The organism is Roseobacter sp. GAI101 (genome assembly GCF_000156335.1).
Classification (GTDB): domain Bacteria; phylum Pseudomonadota; class Alphaproteobacteria; order Rhodobacterales; family Rhodobacteraceae; genus Sulfitobacter.
Window position 1 is genome coordinate 2,685,028 of sequence record NZ_DS999213.1, and the last position, 20,866, is coordinate 2,705,893.

At 57.6% G+C, this 20,866-nt stretch carries 23 protein-coding genes; 16 read left to right on the forward strand and 7 right to left on the reverse strand.

Annotation, left to right across the window (positions count from 1 at the left end):
• Positions 1-57 precede the first annotated feature (57 nt).
• Positions 58-1,278, reverse strand: a complete 1,221-nt coding sequence (locus RGAI101_RS12485; protein ID WP_008226782.1) for an argininosuccinate synthase — start codon at positions 1,276-1,278, stop codon at positions 58-60.
• Between the two features lie 125 nt (positions 1,279-1,403).
• Here RGAI101_RS12485 and ilvA point away from each other — a divergent pair, with 125 nt between their 5' ends.
• Positions 1,404-2,636 (forward strand): threonine ammonia-lyase IlvA, encoded by a 1,233-nt coding sequence (ilvA, locus tag RGAI101_RS12490; RefSeq protein WP_008227941.1) that lies wholly within the window; start codon positions 1,404-1,406, stop codon positions 2,634-2,636.
• A 1-nt stretch (position 2,637) separates the two neighbouring features.
• Here ilvA and RGAI101_RS12495 read toward each other — a convergent pair whose 3' ends face one another.
• A complete protein-coding gene (locus RGAI101_RS12495; protein WP_008228439.1) occupies positions 2,638-2,970 on the reverse strand; it encodes an Hpt domain-containing protein in 333 nt (110 codons plus the stop codon).
• Between the two features lie 158 nt (positions 2,971-3,128).
• Here RGAI101_RS12495 and RGAI101_RS12500 point away from each other — a divergent pair, with 158 nt between their 5' ends.
• The gene (locus RGAI101_RS12500; protein WP_037228162.1) at positions 3,129-4,403 is read left to right on the forward strand and encodes a PP2C family protein-serine/threonine phosphatase; all 1,275 of its coding nucleotides are present in this window, start codon (positions 3,129-3,131) and stop codon (positions 4,401-4,403) included.
• Here the strand turns inward: RGAI101_RS12500 and RGAI101_RS12505 are convergent.
• A complete protein-coding gene (locus tag RGAI101_RS12505) occupies positions 4,400-4,837 on the reverse strand; it encodes an NUDIX domain-containing protein (RefSeq protein WP_008225415.1) in 438 nt (145 codons plus the stop codon). The two genes, RGAI101_RS12500 and RGAI101_RS12505, sit on opposite strands and share 4 nt — an antisense overlap.
• A 78-nt stretch (positions 4,838-4,915) precedes the next feature.
• On the opposite strand from RGAI101_RS12505, the gene hslO reads away from it, so the two are divergent.
• The 8 genes from hslO (at position 4,916) to RGAI101_RS12545 (ending at position 14,036) form a co-directional block, all read left to right on the forward strand.
• Complete coding sequence (gene hslO / locus RGAI101_RS12510) at positions 4,916-5,902, forward strand: Hsp33 family molecular chaperone HslO (RefSeq protein WP_008227177.1); 987 nt, start codon at positions 4,916-4,918, stop codon at positions 5,900-5,902.
• Between the two features lie 31 nt (positions 5,903-5,933).
• Complete coding sequence (locus RGAI101_RS12515; RefSeq protein ID WP_008229282.1) at positions 5,934-6,488, forward strand: CoA pyrophosphatase; 555 nt, start codon at positions 5,934-5,936, stop codon at positions 6,486-6,488.
• Complete coding sequence (locus RGAI101_RS12520) at positions 6,467-7,651, forward strand: CCA tRNA nucleotidyltransferase (RefSeq protein ID WP_008227577.1); 1,185 nt, start codon at positions 6,467-6,469, stop codon at positions 7,649-7,651. Before RGAI101_RS12515 ends, RGAI101_RS12520 begins: the two co-directional genes overlap by 22 nt.
• 68 nt (positions 7,652-7,719) lie before the next feature.
• The gene (locus RGAI101_RS12525) at positions 7,720-9,561 is read left to right on the forward strand and encodes an ABC transporter ATP-binding protein (protein ID WP_008225441.1); all 1,842 of its coding nucleotides are present in this window, start codon (positions 7,720-7,722) and stop codon (positions 9,559-9,561) included.
• On the forward strand, positions 9,558-11,387 hold the full coding sequence (locus RGAI101_RS12530) for an ABC transporter ATP-binding protein (protein ID WP_008227085.1): 1,830 nt from the start codon (positions 9,558-9,560) through the stop codon (positions 11,385-11,387). The genes RGAI101_RS12525 and RGAI101_RS12530 overlap by 4 nt, the downstream gene beginning before the upstream one ends.
• Before the next feature lie 39 nt (positions 11,388-11,426).
• Positions 11,427-12,665, forward strand: a complete 1,239-nt coding sequence (locus tag RGAI101_RS12535) for a class I SAM-dependent RNA methyltransferase (RefSeq protein WP_037228167.1) — start codon at positions 11,427-11,429, stop codon at positions 12,663-12,665.
• Between the two features lie 12 nt (positions 12,666-12,677).
• Positions 12,678-13,451, forward strand: a complete 774-nt coding sequence (locus tag RGAI101_RS12540) for an ion transporter (RefSeq protein WP_008229070.1) — start codon at positions 12,678-12,680, stop codon at positions 13,449-13,451.
• 84 nt (positions 13,452-13,535) lie between these two features.
• Entirely contained in the window at positions 13,536-14,036 is a 501-nt protein-coding gene (locus RGAI101_RS12545) for a L,D-transpeptidase family protein (protein ID WP_008227356.1), read from the forward strand.
• A gap of 40 nt (positions 14,037-14,076) precedes the next feature.
• Here RGAI101_RS12545 and RGAI101_RS12550 read toward each other — a convergent pair whose 3' ends face one another.
• Positions 14,077-14,586 (reverse strand): CAP domain-containing protein, encoded by a 510-nt coding sequence (locus RGAI101_RS12550; protein ID WP_008225316.1) that lies wholly within the window; start codon positions 14,584-14,586, stop codon positions 14,077-14,079.
• A 171-nt stretch (positions 14,587-14,757) separates the two neighbouring features.
• Here RGAI101_RS12550 and RGAI101_RS12555 point away from each other — a divergent pair, with 171 nt between their 5' ends.
• Both RGAI101_RS12555 and RGAI101_RS21575 read left to right on the forward strand, forming a co-directional pair.
• Positions 14,758-15,363: a L,D-transpeptidase gene (locus RGAI101_RS12555; protein WP_037228171.1), complete on the forward strand. Its 606-nt coding sequence runs from the start codon at positions 14,758-14,760 to the stop codon at positions 15,361-15,363.
• 139 nt (positions 15,364-15,502) lie between these two features.
• Positions 15,503-15,685 (forward strand): hypothetical protein, encoded by a 183-nt coding sequence (locus RGAI101_RS21575; protein WP_008228760.1) that lies wholly within the window; start codon positions 15,503-15,505, stop codon positions 15,683-15,685.
• Between the two features lie 146 nt (positions 15,686-15,831).
• Here RGAI101_RS21575 and hemH read toward each other — a convergent pair whose 3' ends face one another.
• Both hemH and RGAI101_RS12565 read right to left on the reverse strand, forming a co-directional pair.
• Entirely contained in the window at positions 15,832-16,878 is a 1,047-nt protein-coding gene (gene hemH / locus RGAI101_RS12560; RefSeq protein WP_037228173.1) for a ferrochelatase, read from the reverse strand.
• A 54-nt stretch (positions 16,879-16,932) separates the two neighbouring features.
• Positions 16,933-17,751, reverse strand: a complete 819-nt coding sequence (locus tag RGAI101_RS12565) for a hypothetical protein (protein ID WP_008225690.1) — start codon at positions 17,749-17,751, stop codon at positions 16,933-16,935.
• Positions 17,752-17,768: 17 nt separating this feature from the next.
• On the opposite strand from RGAI101_RS12565, the gene RGAI101_RS12570 reads away from it, so the two are divergent.
• The 4 genes from RGAI101_RS12570 to RGAI101_RS12585 are packed head-to-tail and all read left to right on the forward strand — an operon-like array spanning position 17,769 to position 20,070.
• Complete coding sequence (locus RGAI101_RS12570) at positions 17,769-18,497, forward strand: ComF family protein (protein WP_008225674.1); 729 nt, start codon at positions 17,769-17,771, stop codon at positions 18,495-18,497.
• 37 nt (positions 18,498-18,534) lie between these two features.
• Positions 18,535-18,792 carry a glutaredoxin 3 gene (grxC, locus tag RGAI101_RS12575; RefSeq protein ID WP_008227675.1) on the forward strand — a complete coding sequence of 86 codons (258 nt, stop codon included), beginning with the start codon at positions 18,535-18,537 and terminating at the stop codon, positions 18,790-18,792.
• The gene (locus RGAI101_RS12580) at positions 18,792-19,622 is read left to right on the forward strand and encodes a carbon-nitrogen hydrolase family protein (RefSeq protein WP_008227489.1); all 831 of its coding nucleotides are present in this window, start codon (positions 18,792-18,794) and stop codon (positions 19,620-19,622) included. Before grxC ends, RGAI101_RS12580 begins: the two co-directional genes overlap by 1 nt.
• Positions 19,623-19,632: 10 nt before the next feature.
• Entirely contained in the window at positions 19,633-20,070 is a 438-nt protein-coding gene (locus tag RGAI101_RS12585; RefSeq protein ID WP_008229290.1) for a MarR family winged helix-turn-helix transcriptional regulator, read from the forward strand.
• Positions 20,071-20,073: 3 nt separating this feature from the next.
• Here RGAI101_RS12585 and ubiG read toward each other — a convergent pair whose 3' ends face one another.
• Entirely contained in the window at positions 20,074-20,820 is a 747-nt protein-coding gene (ubiG, locus tag RGAI101_RS12590; RefSeq protein ID WP_008228510.1) for a bifunctional 2-polyprenyl-6-hydroxyphenol methylase/3-demethylubiquinol 3-O-methyltransferase UbiG, read from the reverse strand.
• Between the last annotated feature and the right edge of the window lie 46 nt (positions 20,821-20,866).

The window sequence follows — 20,866 nt, forward strand, 5'->3', positions numbered from 1 at the left end:
CACATGGAAGGCCCGGACAGATCATCCCCCTGTCCGGGCCTTTTTTGTGTCTAACGCTTAGCTTTTCAGGCGTTTGTCACGCGCCGCCAGCAATTTGAGGCGCAGTGCGTTCAGCTGGATAAAGCCGGCAGCGTCCTTTTGATCATAGGCACCGGCGTCGTCCTCAAAGGTCACATGCGCTTCGGAATACAGCGAATGATCAGACCAGCGGCCCACGGTGCGCGCGTGGCCTTTGTACAGTTTCAGCCGCACGGTGCCGGTCACATGGGTTTGGGACGCGTCGATCGCGGCCTGCAACATTGTGCGTTCGGGGCTGAACCAGAACCCGTTATAGATCAGTTCCGCATAGCGTGGCATCAGCTCGTCTTTCAGATGCATCGCGCCACGGTCCAGCGTGATCGATTCGATCCCGCGGTGTGCTTCCAGCAAAAGGGTGCCGCCGGGGGTCTCGTAGATACCGCGTGATTTCATGCCGACAAAACGGCCTTCGACCAGATCAAGACGGCCACAGCCATGCTTGCCGCCCAGTTCGTTCAACTTGGTCAGGATTGTCGCGGGCGACATCGCTTCGCCGTTGATGCTGACGGCGTCGCCGCGCTCGAACCCGATTTCGACGTATTCGGGCGTGTCCGGCGCATCTTCGGGGGAAACGGTGCGCTGATACACATATTCAGGCGCATCAACCGCGGGATCTTCCAACACTTTGCCTTCGGACGAGGTGTGCAACAGGTTCGCGTCAACGCTGAACGGCGCTTCGCCGCGTTTGTCCTTGGCGACAGGAATCTGGTTCTTCTCTGCGAATTCAAGCAGCTTGGTGCGGCTGGTCAAATCCCATTCACGCCAAGGCGCGATGACCTTGATGTCGGGGTTCAGCGCATAGGCCGCCAGTTCGAACCGTACCTGATCGTTGCCTTTGCCGGTCGCGCCGTGGGCGACGGCGTCAGCACCGGTTTCGGCTGCGATTTCGACCAGACGTTTGGAAATCAGCGGCCGCGCGATGGAGGTGCCCAGCAGGTACAGCCCTTCGTACAGGGCGTTGGCGCGGAACATCGGAAACACGAAATCGCGCACGAACTCTTCGCGCACGTCTTCGATGTAAATCTCGGATGCGCCCATCATCTCGGCTTTGGCGCGGGCAGGTTCAAGTTCCTCGCCCTGGCCCAGATCGGCAGTAAAGGTTACCACTTCACAGCCGTATTCGGTTTGCAGCCATTTGAGGATGATTGACGTATCGAGCCCACCGGAATAGGCGAGCACAACTTTTTTGGGCGCGGACATATTGTTTCCTTTGCGGTTTGCATCGCGAGGTATCGGGTTTTGCGTCCGTGGGCAAGATTGAAGGCTGCGTTGACCGCACGCAGTGGGGGTCGTATCGACAGTTATTCACCGCAAAGGGCAGTCCGATGACCGATAGTTTCCAGATCCTGGCACAAAACGCGACCAAAGCGATGCGTGATGTGTTCAGCGCGACACCGTTGATGCGCAATGAACACCTGTCTGAAAAATACGGCGCGGATATTTGGCTCAAGCGCGAAGACCTCAGCCCGGTGCGGTCCTACAAACTGCGCGGTGCCTTTAATGCCATGCGCAAAGTGATCCCGGAAAAGACCGTTTTTGTCTGCGCCAGTGCGGGCAATCATGCGCAGGGCGTCGCATTCATGTGCAGTTATTTCGGGGTGAAGGGCGTCATTTTCATGCCCGTCACCACACCGCAGCAAAAGATTCAAAAGACCAAGATTTTCGGTGGTGCACAGGTCGAGGTTCGGCTGGTCGGCGACTATTTCGACAAGACCCTGACAGCCGCGCAAGACTTCTGCACAGTCGAGGGCGCACATTTCCTGTCGCCGTTCGATGATGATGACGTGATCGAAGGCCAGGCTTCTGTCGCGGTCGAGATCGAGGAGCAGCTGGGCCGCGTGCCGGACCATATCATCCTGCCGGTCGGCGGGGGCGGGTTGTCCTCGGGGATCTACAGCTATTTCGGAAAATCCTGCGACTATACCTTTGTAGAACCGAAAGGCGCGCCAAGTCTGGCCTGTGCATTGGCCAACCACACGCCGGTAGATATCTCTCCGATCAACAGTTTCGTGGACGGTGCAGCGGTTGCCAAGATCGGGCAGCGCAATTTTGACCGGCTCAAGGATGTTGACCCCAAGGATGTGATCGATCTGGCCGAAGACCGGATTTGCGTGACGATCATCGAGATGTTGAATGTCGAAGGGATCGTTCTGGAACCAGCCGGTGCCCTGTCAATCGAGGCGCTGGGCGAGGTTGCGGAACAGATAAAAGGCAAGACGGTTGTATGTGTCGCGTCGGGCGGCAACTTTGATTTCGAACGCCTGCCCGAGGTCAAGGAACGCGCACAGCGCTATTCCGGCGTGAAAAAGTATTTCATCCTGCGCATGCCCCAACGCCCTGGCGCGTTGAAGGAGTTCTTGAACATTCTCGGTCCGGATGATGATATTTGCCGGTTCGAATACCTCAAGAAATCTGCCCGCAACTTTGGTTCTGTCCTGATTGGGATCGAAACGCGCAGCCCGGACAGCTTTGGGCCGTTCCTGTCACAGCTGAACGAGGCGGGGTTCACCTATACCGACATCACAAATGACGAAACGTTGGCCCAGTTCGTCTTGTGATCTAGGCGTTTAGCGCCTCTGGCAATTCGGCCATGAACAGCGCTTTCGAATTTTCGTAGCTGGCAAGGATCCCTTCCACGTCGACATCTGCCGCCGCGCCCTTTGAGGATGCACTTTCGCCAATCTGGCACTGATCCGAAAACTCGGAAAACCCAAGGTTCAGCGCGCTGCCTTTCAGGAAATGCAGATCATCGCCCAAAGTCTCGGGATCAGGATCGCTTCGCAAGCGGTCGATGACCTGTTCGACTTCCTCAATGAAAATCTCGATGATCTCGTCAAAACTTTCCCTGCCAATCTCGTCCCGCAGAGTATTTACCTGTGTCCAGTCAATCATAGCCATGGAGCGACCTCCCTTTTGCAGGTTTTGCATAAGGGAATTCCCTTAACCGGGCGTGGGCACTGCACAATTTTTGGATCAATTTTTAAGCTTCATGTGGTGTTAAGCCGAAGACCGATAAAGCGGGCCGTAGACCCAGTGAATCGTCGTAGAGAATGCCATTAACAAACAAGATAATTGATCTTCCTCACCGCTCCGGCGCGATGCAACTGGTGTTGGTCGTCGACGACAGCAAGCTTCAGCGCCGCATCCTCAGCGCGTCTCTTACGCGGTGGGGGTTCGAGGTTGTCGAAGCTGCATCGGGGGACGAGGCGCTTGAGCAATGCAGGATACGGCTGCCCGATCTCGTGATCAGCGATTGGGTGATGCCGGGGATGAATGGCCTGCAATTTTGCCGGGCCTTTCGCGATCTATCCAATTTCCAGTACGGGTATTTCATCCTGTTGACCTCAAAAAGTGAAAAGGCCGAGGTGGCAAAGGGCCTGGATAACGGGGCCGACGATTTTCTTAGCAAACCTGTCGATGTTCACGAATTGCGCGCCCGTATCACGGCCGGTGAACGCATCCTGGACATGCAGCGGGAGTTGACGGAAAAAAACCGCATTATCACCGATACGTTGGACGAATTGCAGCGAGTCTATGATTCGCTGGACAAGGATTTGCTGGAAGCGAAAAAGCTTCAGCAATCACTGGTCCGGGAACGCACGCGTGATTTCGACACGGGGAAATTGTCGTTGATGCTGCGGTCAAGTGGGCATGTTGGCGGTGATCTGGTCGGATTTTTCCCGGTCGGGGATGACAAGCTGGGCCTTTACGGGATCGACGTATCCGGACACGGGATCAGCTCGGCGCTGATGACGGCCCGATTGGCCGGCTATCTGTCGGCGGCCGCACCCGATCAAAACGTGGCCTTGATCCGTCAGCCCGACGGCAGCTTTGCCATGCGCCCCCCGGAGAAGGTTATTTCAGAGCTTAACAATCTTGTCCTGAACGAGATGGAAACCGAACATTACTTTACCCTGCTGCTGGCCGAGGTTGATTTGAAGACCGGACATGTCGTGATGTCCCAGGCAGGCCACCCGCATCCGGTCGTTCAACGGCGGGACGGTCGGATTGAACAGGGCGGGCTTGGCGGGTTTCCCGTGGGGCTGCTTGCAGGCGTTGAATATGACCAATTCACAGTTCAACTATCGCCGGGCGATCGTCTTTTGATCTTGTCGGATGGTGTTACCGAATGCCCCGACCCCGAAGGAAAGATGCTGGATGAAGAGGGGCTTGCCCAACTGTTGCGCGGTCTGCACGACGTCAATGGCCCCCCCTTGCTTGAGGCGATCCTGTGGCAGCTTACGGAATTTGCCGGTGATGCGGATTTCCCGGATGATGTCTCGGGGATCTTGTTCGAATACACGGGGCCAAGTGAGAGCCCCTAGAACATGTATTTTTCGAAAAACATCCGGTCGCCATCATTCCCCAGGGCCGCCAATGCTTCGTCTGCGGACAGAACGACCGTCACATGATCAGGCTCCACAGGGTCGGCGATCTGGCGCGCGGGGTGGGCGACATAGATGTGGCACAGTTTTTCGGCCCACAGATCATATTCCGGCATATAGACGAAACGGCGAAACGCGCCAAGGCGGCGAGGGTAGGCGATGGTCCACCCGATTTCCTCGATCACTTCGCGGTAGAGGGCCCGCAGAGGTGATTCGCCCGGGTCAATCCCGCCACCCGGCAATTGGACATCGACCTTTTCACCGATCTGCGCCGTCATCAAAAACCGCCCCTTGAGCGGCAAAATCGCATAGGATCCGGGACGCAAAGTATAGTTTTTGCCCGGCAGTGGCGGCTGTCCAAATCTTTGCATCATACGACACCCCCTTTTCGCGCGGCTTGTTGCTCTTATATAGACACGGTATGGCAAGCCCCCGCCGCTAAGGAAAGACTTATGACCCAAGGAAATAAAATCGCGTGGGACGACACTGTTCTGCCCTTTCAACTTGATGCTTCCGATATTCGGGGCCGTGTGGCCCGTCTGGATGGCGTGCTGGAAGGGATTTTGCGTCAGCATGATTACCCCGAAAAAGTCGAAGCACTTGTCGCCGAGATGGCGTTGCTGGCCGCATTGATCGGTCAATCCATCAAACTGCGGTGGAAGCTTCAGTTGCAGGTGCAGTCAAATGGCCCCGTGCGGATGATTGCGACAGATTATTACGGTCCGACCGAAGAAGGCGAACCCGCGCGCATCCGCGCCTACGCCAGCTATGATGCGGACCGGATCACCGACGCCCCTGTTTTCGATCAGGTCGGCGAAGGGTATTTCGCGATCATGATCGACCAAGGGCAAGGCATGACCCCCTACAAAGGCATTACGCCATTGGCCGGCGGGTCGCTGGCGTCTTGTGCCGAGGCGTATTTTGCCCAGTCCGAACAATTGCCGACACGGTTCCAGCTTAGCTTTGGTAAATCCTCGACGCCGCAAGAGGCTGAACATTGGCGTGCGGGCGGCGTGATGTTGCAGCATATGCCAAAGGCGTCGCCTTTCGCCGCGACGGCAGAAGGTACCGGTGAAATCCTGCGCCCCGAAGATCTGGTTGATGGTGAAGAAGGTGAAAACTGGAACCGTGCAAATGTCTTGCTGGATACGGTGGACCCGCTTGAATTGATCGGGCCGTCACTGCCGCCCACCGACCTGTTGCTGCGTCTGTTTCACGAGGAAACGCCACGCGTGTTCGAAACCCAACCGGTGCGGTTCGGGTGTACCTGCTCTGAAGATCGCGTGCGGCAAAGCCTGTCGATCTATTCGGCCAAGGACATTGAAAAGATGACCACGGACGACGGCCGGGTGACGGCAGACTGCCAATTCTGCAGCGCGCATTACGATCTTGATCCCAAGACGGTCGGATTCGAGGCTGAAGCCACAAGTGGTGAGTGATCAGATACAAAATTTTCGGACGGCGCTGGCCATGACCGGTGTGTCGTCGTCCGATTTCGACCTGAACAAGGATGTCGTGCTGCCTGCGGACCGCAAACTGCGGCCAGCAGGGGTGCTGGCCCCCATCATTGAAAAGAACGGTCGGCTTGAGCTGATCCTGACCAAGCGGTCATCATCGCTGAAGCACCACCCCGGCCAAATTGCATTTCCTGGTGGCAAGCAGGACGAAACCGATGCTGATGTGATCGCCGCAGCGCTGCGCGAGGCCCGCGAAGAAATCGGATTGCCGACCGAACTGGTCGACGTCTTGGGCACTTTGCCTGCCCATGAAACTGTGACCAATTTCCATGTCACGCCGGTAATCGCCTTTGTCAGAGACGAATTTCAGATCATCGCTGAACCCGGTGAGGTCGAAGAGGTCTTTACCGTGCCCCTGGTGCATGTGCTGAATCCGGACAATTATCTGGTGCAATCGCGTCGCTGGCGCGGAAATATTCGCCATTATTACATTGTTCCTTACGGCCCCTATTACATTTGGGGCGCAACCGCGCGTATGCTGCGGGCATGGACCGAACGTATGATCTGACCCTTCCGACCGACACCAGATGGCTTGCCGACGCAGATGCGCAGGCGGTCTGTGACGCCGTGCAGGACGGGGGCCACACCATCTATTTCGTCGGCGGCTGTGTGCGCAATGCGCTGTTGGGCCTGCCGGACAGTGACGTGGACATGTCTACCGATGCATTGCCCGAACGGGTTATGGCGCTGGCCAAGCGCGCTGGGCTGAAAACTGTGCCGACCGGTGTGGAACATGGCACGGTGACCGTGGTCAGCGGTGGCAAGGGGTTCGAGGTCACGACATTTCGCCGTGACGTTCAAACCGATGGGCGCCGCGCCGTCGTGGCATTTTCAAACAATATAGATGACGATGCGCGCCGTCGTGATTTTACCATCAACGCGCTTTATGCGGATGCAGAAGGTCGGGTGATTGACCCGCTGGAAGGTCTGCCAGATCTGCGCGCCCGTCGCGTGCGGTTCATCGAAGATGCCGAAGCCCGCATCCGCGAGGATTACCTGCGCACCCTGCGCTATTTCCGGTTCCATGCGTGGTACGCTGACCCGGCCAAGGGCTTTGATCCTGATGCCTTGTCCGCGATTGCCTCGAATACCGCTGGGTTAGAGACGCTTTCGGCGGAACGTATCGGGGCGGAGATGCAAAAATTGCTAAGCGCCCCCGATCCCGCTCCCGCCCTTGCCGGAATGCGGCAGACCGGGGTTTTGAACGCGATATTACCGGGCGCTGATGATCGCTGGATTTCGATGCTGGTGCATTTCGAAGCGCTTCTGGGCATGCGTGCACATTGGATCTGGCGCTTGGCTGCTCTTGGTGGGGATGACGCGGTCACGCGGCTGCGGCTGAGCAAGGCGGACGGCAGGATGCTGGAGCAGATCAGGGATGCGGCCTTTGAAGGGAATACCCTGTCCGAAATCGCCTATCGCCATGGGATCATGATCGCACAGGGTGCCATGTTGTTGCGCGCCTGTCTGGCTGAAACCCCGCCAGATATCGCCGTGTTAGAGACGATTGATGCCGCAACCCAAGCCAAATTTCCGGTCGCGGCCAAGGATCTGATGCCAGCATACGCGGGTCCCGCACTGGGCGCACGCCTTGCGCAGTTAGAGGCCGCATGGATCGCGTCAGATTTCAGCGCGACGCGGGATACATTGCTGGATATGCCTGACACCTGAAACCCGATGTGGTCTTGTCGGCAAAAACGCTATTTATGATCCGCTAATGACACTTGGTTAGGTATTTTATGTTTCGCTTTTTTGAAAATCTGGTGGACCCCTATGTGGACTACCCCGAACAGGATACGCCGCCCACGGGACTGTGGCCGTTCTTTCGGGATTACAGCAAGCCGTTCAAAAAGGTGTTTATCCTGACGGGTATCATGTCGATCGTCGTGGCCTTTATCGAGATCGGGTTGATCTACTACATGGGGCGCTTGGTTGATCTGCTTGATGGATCGCCTGCGGACGTCTGGGACAGCTACGGGACCGAATTCATTCTGGTCGCGCTGTTCATCCTTATCCTGCGGCCCGCGTTTCAGGCGTTGGATGTATTGTTGCTGAACAACGCGATCATGCCAAACTATGGCACGCTGTTTCGATGGCGCGCCCATCGGCAGGTTTTGCGGCAATCCGTTGGCTGGTTCGAGGATGACTTTGCCGGTCGTATCGCAAACCGGATCATGCAAACACCTCCCGCAGCCGGAGAGGTCGTCTTTCAAGTCTTTGACGCGATTTCCTATTCGCTGGCCTATCTGATCGGGGCTGCAATCCTGCTCAGCACGTCTGACTGGCGGTTGCTGGTGCCGCTTTTTGCGTGGTTCGGGCTATATGCGCTGCTGATGAAGTGGATGATCAAGCGTGTCGGCGCGGCATCGAAAGCGTCGTCTGATGCACGCTCCGAAGTGACGGGCCGTGTCGTTGACAGCTACACCAACATTCATTCGGTCAAGATGTTCGCCCACCACGACAGCGAGATTGAATATGCCCGCACAGCCATCGAAAAGGCGCGGAATACCTTTCAGAAAGAGATGCGCATTTTCACCGTGATGGATGTGACGCTGGTGGTGCTGAACGGTTTCCTGATTGTTGGTGTCGTAGGTTGGGCGTTCTTTTTGTGGACCTCAGGTCATGCCACGGTCGGTGCCGTGACAGCGGCCGCAGCGCTGACCTTGCGGCTGAATTCCATGACGGCCTGGATCATGTGGGCGCTGTCGACTTTCTTTCAACAGCTCGGCGTTGTTTCCGAGGGGATGGAAACGATCGCCCAGCCGGTCACCTTGATCGACGATGCAGGGGCCAAACCGCTGCAACTGACCGACGGGCAGATCGACATGCAGGGGCTGACGCATCACTACGGGCGGGCTTCTGGCGGATTGGACCGGGTCAATCTGACCGTGCGGCCCGGTGAAAAGATCGGATTGATCGGGCGATCGGGCGCTGGAAAATCGACCTTGGTGAAGCTTCTCTTGCGGTTTTACGATCCTGAAGGCGGCCATATTCTGATCGACGGTCAAGACATCACAAAGCTGCGGCAGGACAGCTTGCGGCAGCGCATCGGCATGGTCCAACAAGACAGCGCGCTTTTGCACCGGTCCATTCGCGAAAATATCCTTTATGGACGCCCCGACGCGACCGAGGCCGAGGTGATCGCCGCCGCAAAGCAGGCGCAGGCCCACGGGTTCATCATGGATCTGGCTGATCCTGATGGCAGGTCAGGCTATGATGCACAGGTCGGCGAACGGGGCGTCAAGCTGTCCGGCGGCCAACGCCAGCGCATCGCCCTTGCCCGCGTGATCCTGAAAAATGCGCCGATCCTGTTGCTGGACGAGGCGACAAGCGCGCTGGACAGCGAAGTCGAGGCCGCCATTCAGGAAACGCTATACGGGATGATGGCGGGTAAAACGGTGATCGCGATTGCGCACCGACTTTCGACCATTGCTGAAATGGACCGGATTTTGGTGATGGATCAGGGACGGATCGTCGAAGAAGGCACCCATGAGATGCTTTTGGAAAAAGGTGGGCTATATGCTGGGTTCTGGGCCCGGCAATCTGGCGGGTTCCTGAAGACGGAAGATGATGAGACATGAAGAAAGCAACCTGGATCGATCCTTTTGCCCCGGCTGACGGTGACCCGCCACAGACCCTGTTGCGGTTCTTTCACTGGACGTTGAAAGGGTGCGGGGCCGCGCTGGGCGTAGCGTCCATCCTGTCGATCCTCGCCGGGGTGGTCGAGGTTCTTGCCGCCCTTGTTCTGGGGTGGGTAATTGACGCGGCCCTTTCAGGAGAGGCACGTTCGATTTTTTCAGATCAGACCGCGCTTTTGCTGGGCTGTATGGCGTTCTTCATGATTTTACGGCCGCTGCTTTTCGGCGTCAGTTCTTACATGCAGTCGATCGTGGTGGGGCCGAATGTGTTCAACATCGCGTTGTCACGCCTGCACCGGTATACTTTGGGGCAAGCCGTTACGTTTTTTGACAACGACTTTGCTGGACGGATTTCCCAAAAGGAAATGCAGACCAGCCGTGCCCTGACCGATGTCGTGATCGAGATGATCCATACGCTGCTGTTCGCGCTGGCGTCTTTTGTCGGGGCGGTGATGTTGCTGGGCACCGTTGATTGGCGCATCGCGATGGGGCTGGTGTTGTGGATGGTCGGCTATGTCTTTCTGATCCGCCACTACATGCCGCGGGTGCGCAAGTTCTCGCAGGCACGTGCAGGCGCGCGGGCGATGGTGACGGGGCAGGTGGTCGATACGATCACCAATATCAAAACGGTCAAGCTGTTCGCCCATGCCGATCACGAAGACCGCGCGGCCCTTGGGGCGATGCGCAAGTTTCTGGACACCAGCCTTGATTTTGGCCGGGTCAGTGTTTCGTTCCGGTTTTGGCTGATGACGATCGCGGGGCTGCTGCCCGTGCTTCTGGTGGGCGGCGCGCTTTGGTATTGGTCGCTGGGACTGGTCACGGCGGGTGACATTGCGGCGACCGGTGCGGTGTCCTTGCGGTTGGCGCAGATGACCGGCTGGGTCAGTTTCACGCTGATGGGGCTTTATGCCAACATGGGCGAGGTTGAGGACGGCATGCGCACTCTGACCCCGCGCCAGCAATTGCGCGATTTGCCGGGCGCGCAGGATCTTGTCGTGCGCGACGGGGCGATCAAGCTGGACAATATCCGCTTTACCTACGGGCGCGATCAGGGCGGGGTCGATCACATGGGCCTTGATATCAAACCAGGCGAGAAGCTGGGGATCGTAGGGGCGTCGGGTGCGGGTAAATCCAGCCTCGTTTCGCTTTTGCTCAGGCTCTATACCTTGGAAAAAGGCCGCATTTTGATTGATGGTCAGGATATCGCCAAGGTCACTCAGGAAAGCTTGCGGCGGCAAATCGGGATGGTCACGCAAGAAACGGCGATGTTCAACAGATCGGCCTTTGACAACATCCGCTATGGCAAACCGGACGCGACCGAAGATGAAGTCATCGCCGCCGCGACCAAGGCGGAGGCGCATGAGTTTATCGAAAACATGCAAGATCACACAGGGCGCAAAGGCTATGCCGCGCATCTGGGCGAACGCGGTGTGAAATTGTCGGGCGGGCAACGCCAGCGCATCGCCCTGGCCCGCGCCATTTTGAAAGACGCGCCGATCCTGATCCTTGACGAAGCCACCAGCGCACTGGACAGCGAAGTCGAAGCGTCGATCCAGCACGCGCTGACGCGGGTGATGGAGGGCAAGACCGTTCTTGCCATTGCGCACCGTCTTTCGACACTGACCGAGATGGACAGGATCGCTGTCATGGATGCAGGGCGCATTGTCGAGATTGGCACCCATGACGCGCTTTTGGCCAAAGACGGGCTTTATGCGCGCTATTGGCAACGGCAGTCGGGCGGTTTTCTGGATATGAAGGCAGCAGAATAGGGGCTTTTGCTGACGCGCCCTTCAGGCTATGCGAAGGGGATGACAGAATATGTAATCCAACGACTTGGCCACTTGGGCGACGGCATTGCCGCCGGTCCGCTTTTCGCCCCCATGACCCTTCCCGGAGAGGTCGTGACCGGCACGCCGGAAGGTCAGACACTGACCGACATTCGCATCGTGACCCCCTCGGAAAACAGGGTCGCTGCGCCGTGCAGGCATTTCAAGGCTTGTGGCGGGTGCCAGTTGCAGCATGCGTCGGATCGTTTTGTCGCGGATTTCAAGCTGGGCGTGGTCAAGGCATCCCTGGATGCGCACGGAATAGAGACTGTTTACAAGCCGATCCAGACATCACCCGCGCAATCGCGCCGTCGGGCAACCTTTGCCGCGAAGCGCACGAAAAAGGGCGCGATGGCCGGATTTCACGGGCGCGGGTCCGATACGATAATCGAAATTCCCGGCTGTCAGTTGCTTGACCCCGACGTGATGGCCGCCCTGCCGATCGCCGAAAAACTGGCAATGATCGGCACCAGCCGCAAGGCCGCGCTGGCAGTGACGGTGACGACATCGCGCGCCGGCCTTGATATTTCGGTGCAGAACGGCAAACCGCTTGATGGCCCGCTGCGGCAGGAACTGGCACATCTGTGCGATAGCCTTGGGCTTGCCCGCCTGACGTGGGAGGGCGAGGTGATCGCGATGCGCACCCCTCCGGTACAGCGGTTCGGGGCGGCCAAGGTCACGCCGCCACCTGGCGCGTTTCTGCAGGCGACCCCGCACGGCGAGGCATCATTGGTCAGTGCCGTGCGGGAGGCCGTCGGGAGTGCGCGACATGTCATTGACCTGTTTGCGGGTTGCGGTACTTTCAGCCTTCCCCTGGCCGAAACCGCCGAGGTGCATGCCGTTGAAGGTGATCCCAAGATGACTGCGGCGCTGGACCATGGCTGGCGCATGGCCAAGGGGCTGAAGCCTGTGACATGCGAGGCGCGCGATCTGTATCGCCGCCCCTTGCTGCCCGACGAAATGGGCAAGACCGATGCCGTTGTTCTTGACCCGCCCCGTGCGGGAGCCGAGGCGCAGGTGGCCGAGATCGTCAAAGCCATGCCGCCGGTCATCGCTTATGTATCGTGCAATCCTGTCACTTTCGCCCGGGACGCCGCCACATTGATCGCGGCTGGATATACATTGAATTGGGTGCAGGTCGTCGACCAGTTCCGCTGGTCCTCGCATGTCGAGCTTGCGGCGCAGTTCACCGCGCCAGAGATTAAACGCAAACGTCATTAAGGCCACCAGCATATGCGCGAACGTCTGAATAATTGGGTCGAAAGCCGTCTTGTCAGCAATTTCATCATAGGCGTCATCATCTTCAACGCGGTTCTGTTGGGGCTTGAGACATCGGCAGAAACGATGGCGCGCATTGGGCCGATGATCGAATTCCTCGACAGCATTTGCCTCGCGATCTTCATTATCGAAATCTTGCTAAAGATTGCCGGGCGCGGCCTGGGCTTTTTCAAGAACGGCTGGAACGTGTTCGATTTCCTCGTTGTCGCGATTGCCCTTGTTCCTGCCGTGCAAGGTTTGTCTGTCTTGCGGGCGCTGCGGATCTTGCGGATCTTGCGGGTGATATCGGTCGCGCCCAGCTTGCGCCGCGTGGTCGAAGGATTCATCACCGCACTGCCGGGCATGGGGTCGGTGTTTTTGCTGATGGCGATCATCTTTTACATCGGTGCCGTCATCGCGACCAAGCTGTTTTCGGGGGCGTTCCCCCAGTGGTTCGGATCGCTGCCATCCAGTGCCTACACGCTGTTCCAGATCATGACGCTGGAAAGCTGGTCGATGGGAATCGTCCGCCCCGTGATGGAGGTTTTCCCCTATTCGTGGATGTTCTTCCTGCCGTTCATTCTGGTCACCACTTTCGCTGTGGTGAACCTTTTGGTGGGCCTTGTCGTCAACTCGATGCAGGATGCCCATAACGAAGAAGAAACGGAACGCACCGACGCCTACCGGGATGATGTCATGCGCAAGCTTGAGGCAATTGAAAAACAGCTTGCGGAAAAATCCCAACAGTAACGTCTTTTTGACCGCTCGAATTTTTGCTACATGTTAGTCGAGGCAAATAAAGGCCGGAACGGCTGCAAGAACGAGGCATAATTGATGAAACGCAGAAATTTTATTCTGGGTGGTACAGCGCTGGTGGCATTGAGTGCCTGCAGCGGGGACAGTAAATTCAAGCGCTACAGCGGACCGCAGGTTACCTATGTGGTGGTCAACAAAGGCGACCGCCGCATGTATCTGATGCATCAGGACAAGGTGCTTGAGGCGTATGATATCAGGCTTGGCTTTGCCCCTGTCGGCCACAAGGCCCACGAAGGTGACGGGCGCACGCCTGAAGGGCGCTATTGGATCGACCGGCGCAACCCCAACAGCAAGTTCCATCTGTCGCTTGGTATCTCCTATCCAAATGACAATGACCGCGCCAATGCCGCTGCCTTGGGCAAACAGCCGGGGGGCGATATTTTTATCCACGGCCAGAAGGCGGCGGATAAAAAGAATATCAATGATTGGACCTGGGGATGTATTTCAGTCTCTAACCAAGAGATCGAAGATATCTATGCGATGGTCGGTACCGGCACGCCGATTGCGATCAACGCATAAATCAGTTTTTGCGAAAGGGTGGTTGGCGTGACCTGAACGGTCAGTCGCCGATCACCATCGTCCACCAGATCTTGCCGTTGTTTTCCTGATGCCATGAAAAGCCAAGGTTCGTGGCTTTGGGTGCCATGATGATCCGGCGTGTGTCCGGCTGGTCCATCCAGGCGGCAAGGGTCTCAAGTTCGGTCTCGTAGGTTTCCGAGATGACTTCGCCCACCAGCGATCCCTGATAGCCGACGCGCTGGATCCGGTCGACAGGCGACGACCCGTCCGATCCGAAATGCCACGGGCGGTTTTGCACGGCCATGTCGCGGGAATGCGTTGCGGCGGCGGCGTTCAGTTTTGCGTCAAGCTGGAGCTGAGACAGCCCCGAGGCCCCTCGCAGGGCGTTGACGGAATCAAGCATCCGGAATTGGATTTTGCCAGATTCTGCACGACTGATGCGATAGGCGCGCGGCAGCGCCTTACCGTCCGGGCCCATGGCTGGCGGGACAGGGGCACAGGCGGTCAGGGCCACTGTCAGTGCGATCAGGATGGAATAAAGACGGATCATGGCGAAGCTCCACGCTATTAGGTTTGCGCAGCCTTACCCTGACCAGCGTTGCAGATCAAACGCACATCGGCGTGAGACTGCCTGTTGACGATGGTTTGATTTGATACTGCGACTTTCGGGTCATATATGTCGTATAATCACAGTATTTTTACCCATTTCAGGAGACAGTTCATGTCTGACAAGAAATTCAACCTATCGTCGCGCCGCGCTTTTCTTGCAGGCAGTGCGGCATTGCTGGCGTCACCTGCCCTTGCGCAAAGCAGCGTGAACAGCACGGACACCACCGAAGTTGAACGGGACGTGACTGAATCGGTCCGTCGCAATATCTCGAGCTTCCGGACGTTGGATTGGCAGCCCTATTTTGACAACACCAGAAATGGGGCGGTTCTTGTCGATATCGACAGCCGCGCGGTTCATTTCTGGTCCGAAGATCAGTCGATCTACAAGCTTTACCCTTCAAGCGTTCCATTGACCGACGAACTGACCCGTCGCGGGCGCACAAGTGTGATCCAGAAGGTTGTAGGCCCGACATGGCGCCCGACCCCGTCCATGCTGAAGCGTAACCCGGAGTGGCCGGCGGTCATCGAAGCAGGCCCCGACAACCCGCTTGGCACGCATGCCTTGTACCTAAGCTGGACCTACTACCGCATCCACGGGACACACGACACTCGCAAGATCGGACGGCGTTCGTCGAACGGCTGCATCGGCCTGTACAATGAACATATCGCTGAACTTTTCAGCTACACCAAGGTCGGCACGCAAGTGTTGCTAATTTGACATCTTCCCGGCGATTCTGAGTCTGATTCGCTGAATCCGGGTTTGCAATTCTCCGCCGATCCTGTTTAGAAAGTTATACGAGGTAAGTCTTGGGCGCGTGCTATCATACTGTGAGGTACGCCTTTTCTGGAGATAAAATATGAAGAAACTAGTTCTCGCCGCTGCTCTGACAGCTGCTGCATCGAATGCTTTTGCTGGCTCGCTGGCAGATCCAATCATCGAAGCACCCGTAATCGTTGAAGAGTCCACCTCTTCTTCCTCGGGCATCTTGATCCCGCTGCTGCTGCTGGTTATCGTAGCTGCTGCTGTTGCTGCTGACTAAATCAGTCGAAGTATACAATGAAAAAGACGGTGTTTTGCACCGTCTTTTTTTTTGCCAAATTTTCCGAAACAAAGCTGCCAAGATGAAAAAAAAGCGCCCGTGAAACAGGCGCTTTTAGTGTCTCTGAAATCAGGGCGTGAACCGGTCTAGTCGATCCAGCCTTGCAGGTTTTCTTCGATGATATTGGACAGCGCCCTGATGTGCATGTCGTCGTCGTTCAGGCAGGGAATATAGTGAAACTCTTCTCCGCCGGCGTGCTCAAAGCTTTCCTTGATCTCTTCGTTGATCTCTTCCAGCGTCTCGATGCAATCCGCTGAAAACGCGGGTGCGCAAACGGCGATCTTTTTGTTGCCCGCTTCGGCCTGACGCGCGACTTCTTCGACGGTATAGGGTTGCAGCCATTCTTCGGGGCCGAATTTCGACTGGAAGGTTGTCATGATCTGGGTGTCGTCCCAGCCCAACCTTTCCTTCAGCAGGCGCGTCGTTTTCTGGCATTGGCAATGATAGGGGTCGCCCTCCATCAGATAGCGTTGTGGCACCCCGTGGTAGGAACACAGCAGCTTGTCCGGCTTGGTTTCCATTTTCGCGTAGGCTTGTTCGATCGACGTGGCCAGTGCGTCGATATAATCAGGCCGGTCGAAATAAGGCTGAACCGTGCGGGCGGCCGGTTGCCATTTTTCCTTGGCCAATGCGGCAAAGAACGCATCATTTGCGGTGGCTGATGTGGCCCCTGCATAATGCGGATAAAGCGGGAAAAAGAGGATTTTCTGGCAGCCCGCAGCGACCATCGCTTCGACCTTGGATTTGGTCGACGGGTTGCCGTAGCGCATGCAGAAATCGACCATGACTGCGTCACCATACCGCGCCTGCATTGACGCCTTGATCTTGGTTGTTTGCGCTTTTGTGATGGTCATCAGGGGGCTTTCGCCCGCTTCTTCGTTCCAGATGGACTTGTACGCAGCACCGCTGCTGAAGGGGCGTTTGGTCAAAATTACCAGCTGCAACAGCGGCTGCCACAGCCATGGGCTGTAATCGATCACACGCCGATCGGACAGGAATTCGCCCAGATAACGGCGCATGGACCAGTAGTCATAGTTGTCCGGTGTGCCAAGATTGGCCAAGAGAATGCCCACCTTGGGTGTCGGGATCTTGGGGTGATCCGGCTGGGCATGGACTGGGCACGATGGCGTCATCTGTCATTCCTTTTTTACATGAGTAGCGATGAGATAGACGGTTTGGCTGTGGCGTCAATCACCGAGCGGCTTTTCATCAGTTGCCAGCGCGTCGGCCAACCGCTGCTGTGCAGACCCTGGTCGCAGGGGTTTGGGCTGGCTGTCTGCGGGGGCCCAGCCGGCCAGAAAGATCAGCTCGAACGTGGCGATGATTCGGCCTGTGTCGGTGGCGAAGTTGTCCTGATAAAGTCTGGCAGCGGTATCAAAGACGGCACGGCGGGTCAGGCGGCGCAGACGGGATGTCATGGCATTGGTTTCCCCCATGGCGCGCAGATCACGCATCAGGTGCCACATGTCCGCATATTCGGTCTTGAGCGTTACGGAATCCGCGACCGGCAGCGCCAGACCGGCCCGTTGCAACAGCCCGCCGATATCGCGCAGTTCAGCCATTGGGGCGATGCGGGGCGACAGGCCACCGGTGACCTGTGCTTCGGCCTGGGCAAGGCAGGCGCGTAATTCATGCAGCGTTTGGCCACCAAAGCTGACCGATAGGAAAAGCCCGTCCGGCACAAGTGCGCGGCGCGCCTGGATGATCTGGCCGACGGGGTCGTTTGCCCAGTGCAGCGCCATGGCATGCACCACCAGATCATGTGCGGTCTGGTCCAGCTTCAATGTCTCGTCATCCGGCGCGATCACCGCATCGGGCTGTGAGTTTGCCCAGACCTGCGGAAAACCGGTCACGATGGCAGGTTTGGTAAACGTCCTGTTAACCAAACTCAGCCGATCATCAATCTCGTCCAGGGCGGCGTGGTGCAGAAACAATCCGTCCGCGCTGCTGCGGTGACGGTTGCGGATCAGGGCCGGGATGTCTGTCAGGATATTTTGAGCATTCATAAGGGAATAATAAGGTCATGCTGTCCCAGTTACAAACTGCTGTCGGTCTTATTTATCCGCCTGTTTGTCTGGGCTGTAATCAACCGGTCGAAAAAACCGCAGGTCTGTGTGGCCCATGCTGGCGCGAGACCGCGTTTATCGGGGGGACGGTCTGCGACCGCTGCGGGGTGCCCTTGCCCGGTAATGACGTCGGAGAGATGGCGCACTGCGATGCTTGCATGACCGATCCACCGCCCTGGGTGCAAGGACGGTCCGCTTTGTTGTACCGTGGCATCGGGCGAAAGATCGTGCTGGGCCTGAAACATGGCGACCGACAGGAAATCGCGCGGCCCGCAGCGCTTTGGATGGCGCGGGCCGTTGCGAAGACCTTGCCCAAAGACACGCTGATTGCACCTGTGCCACTGCATTGGCTGCGGCTGGTGAAACGACGCTATAACCAATCCGCCCTGCTGGGTAAGGCCTTGGCGCGCGAGACGGGGCAATCGTGGTGCCCGGATCTTTTGCAGCGGTTACGCCGGACCCAGCCCCTGGAGGGCAAAACCCGCGCGGAAAGGTTTGCGATGCTCGAGGGCGCGATCACTGTGCATCCAAAGCGCGCTGAACGGTTGCAGGGGCGATCCGTGTTGATCGTTGATGACGTCATGACCTCCGGGGCCACACTTTGCAGCGCCGCAAAGGCCTGTATCGACGCAGGCGCAGGGTCAATACGCGTTGTAACACTGGCAAGAGTCGCAAAAGATACCTAAGTCTGTTTCCAACTGATTTGTCAAAAAGGATACAGCTATGAAATCCGTTGAGATTTACACCTCGCCGCTTTGTGGTTTTTGCCATTCCGCCAAGCGGCTGCTGAATGAAAAGGGCGTCAGCTTTGCCGAGGTGGACGTTCTGGCCCAGCCGGATCGCAAAGCCGAGATGGTAAAGCGCGCAAATGGCGGACGCACGGTGCCGCAGATCTTCATTGGCGATACGCATGTCGGCGGTTGCGATGATCTTTATGCGCTTGAGCGTGCTGGCAAGCTGGACGCGTTGTTGGCCGCCTGATGAAAGCCGCGTTGATCCAGTTGAATGTCTCTGATGATCCGGCCCGCAATTTGGCGGGCACGGTTGCGATGGTACGTGATGCCGCAGATCAGGGGGCCACGTTCGTTTTGACCCCCGAGGTGACCAATTGCATGTCGACCAATCGCGCGCATCAGCGCGATGTCCTGCAGCATGAGGGCGACGATGTCACCCTGGTGGCATTGCAGGATGTGGCGCGGGAAAAGAGCATTTGGCTGCTGATCGGATCGCTGGGGCTGAAAACTGACGATGCCGATGGCCGCTTTGCCAACCGGTCGTTTCTGATCGGGCCTGACGGGCAGATCATGGCGCGTTACGACAAGGTCCACATGTTCGATGTAGATATCGACGCGACCGAAAGCTACCGCGAATCAGCTGGCTACAGGCCGGGGGACAAGGCTGTCATTGCGCAGACCCCCTTTGGGAAAATTGGGATGAGCATTTGCTACGATATGCGCTTTCCGCTGCTCTATCAGGCCTTGGCAGAGGCTGGCGCGGATATCCTGACCATGCCTGCCGCGTTTTCACCTGTCACGGGTGCCGCGCATTGGCATACGTTGCTGCGCGCCCGCGCGATCGAGACCGGGTGCTTTGTACTGGCCCCTGCGCAAACCGGCGAACACGCAAGCGATGCGCACAAGACGCGCAACACTTACGGGCATTCGCTGGCCGTTGCCCCATGGGGCGAGGTTTTGCTGGACGCGGGCGAAAGCCCTGGAGTTTACCTGTTCGAGATGGACCTGGACCGTATTGCCGATGCACGCCGCCGTGTGCCGAGCCTTGCCAACCGCCGCGATTTTGCGGCACCGTGAGGGACAAGTTGTGAGCGAAAACCGGACATCCCTGGCGATCACCTTGATCAGTGAACTGCTGTCGGCCGATCAGCGGATGCGCAACCGTCTGACGCGGGTGCTGCCCAAGGGAATGGAGATTTCGCATTTCTCGGTGCTGAACAACCTTGCCTGGCACGAAGGTGAAAAGACCCCCGCACAATTGGCCGAGACGTTCAATGTCACCCGCGGTGCCATGACGAATACCCTGAACAAGCTGGTCTGGGCCGGATATGTTCACATCCGCCCCGATTGGGACGACGCGCGCCGCAAGATGATCGCGATCAGCCCGGCAGGGCGGCAAGCGCGCGACGATGCGATCCGGGCGATCACGCCGCTGATCAACAACGTCGCGGATGAACTGGGCGAAGAGCAGGTGCGCGCAACGCTGGAAACCTTGCGCGCCCTTCGGACCTATTCAGACGACTGAACCCTATTCGGGTTTCGTGCTGGCCGTGACATAGTTCACGCTCAGGTCACGATCAGACAGGCTCCAGGACCACAGGATCGGGTTGAACACGAACCCTTTGCGATCAACCGGGGTCAGCCCCGCGTTGCGCAGCAGATCGAACAATTCATCGGGCGTGATGAATTTTGACCACTCGTGGGTGCCTTTCGGCAGCCAGCGCATCACATGTTCCGCCCCGATGATCGCCATCATGTAAGACTTTGGATTGCGGTTCAGGGTCGAACAGATCTGCAAACCACCAGGTTTCAGCAACTGGCGGCAGGCGATCAGATAATCGATGGGCGATGCAACATGTTCCACCACCTCCATGTTCAGAACGACATCGAATTGTTCGCCAGCTTCGGCCATCGCTTCGGCCGTGGTGTGGCGGTAATCGATGGTCAGGCCGGATTGTTCGGCATGGACTTGCGCCACCGGAATGTTGCGTTCGGCTGCATCGGCACCGACCACATCAGCCCCAAGCCGCGCCATCGGTTCAGACAGCAACCCGCCGCCACAGCCGATATCAAGGATGCGCAGCCCGGCAAAAGGCTTGTCCATTTTCAAATCACGGTCAAATTCACCAGCGATCTGGTTGGTGATATATTCCAGCCGGCAGGGATTCAGCATGTGGAGCGGCTTGAATTTGCCATTCTCGTCCCACCATTCGGCGGCCATGGCCTGAAACTTTTCAATCTCGGCGGGGTCAACGGTGCTTAGTGGCGCTTGCATTCTGATCTCTCTGTGCTCTTTTATGTCCAAAGACTATATAGGGCTC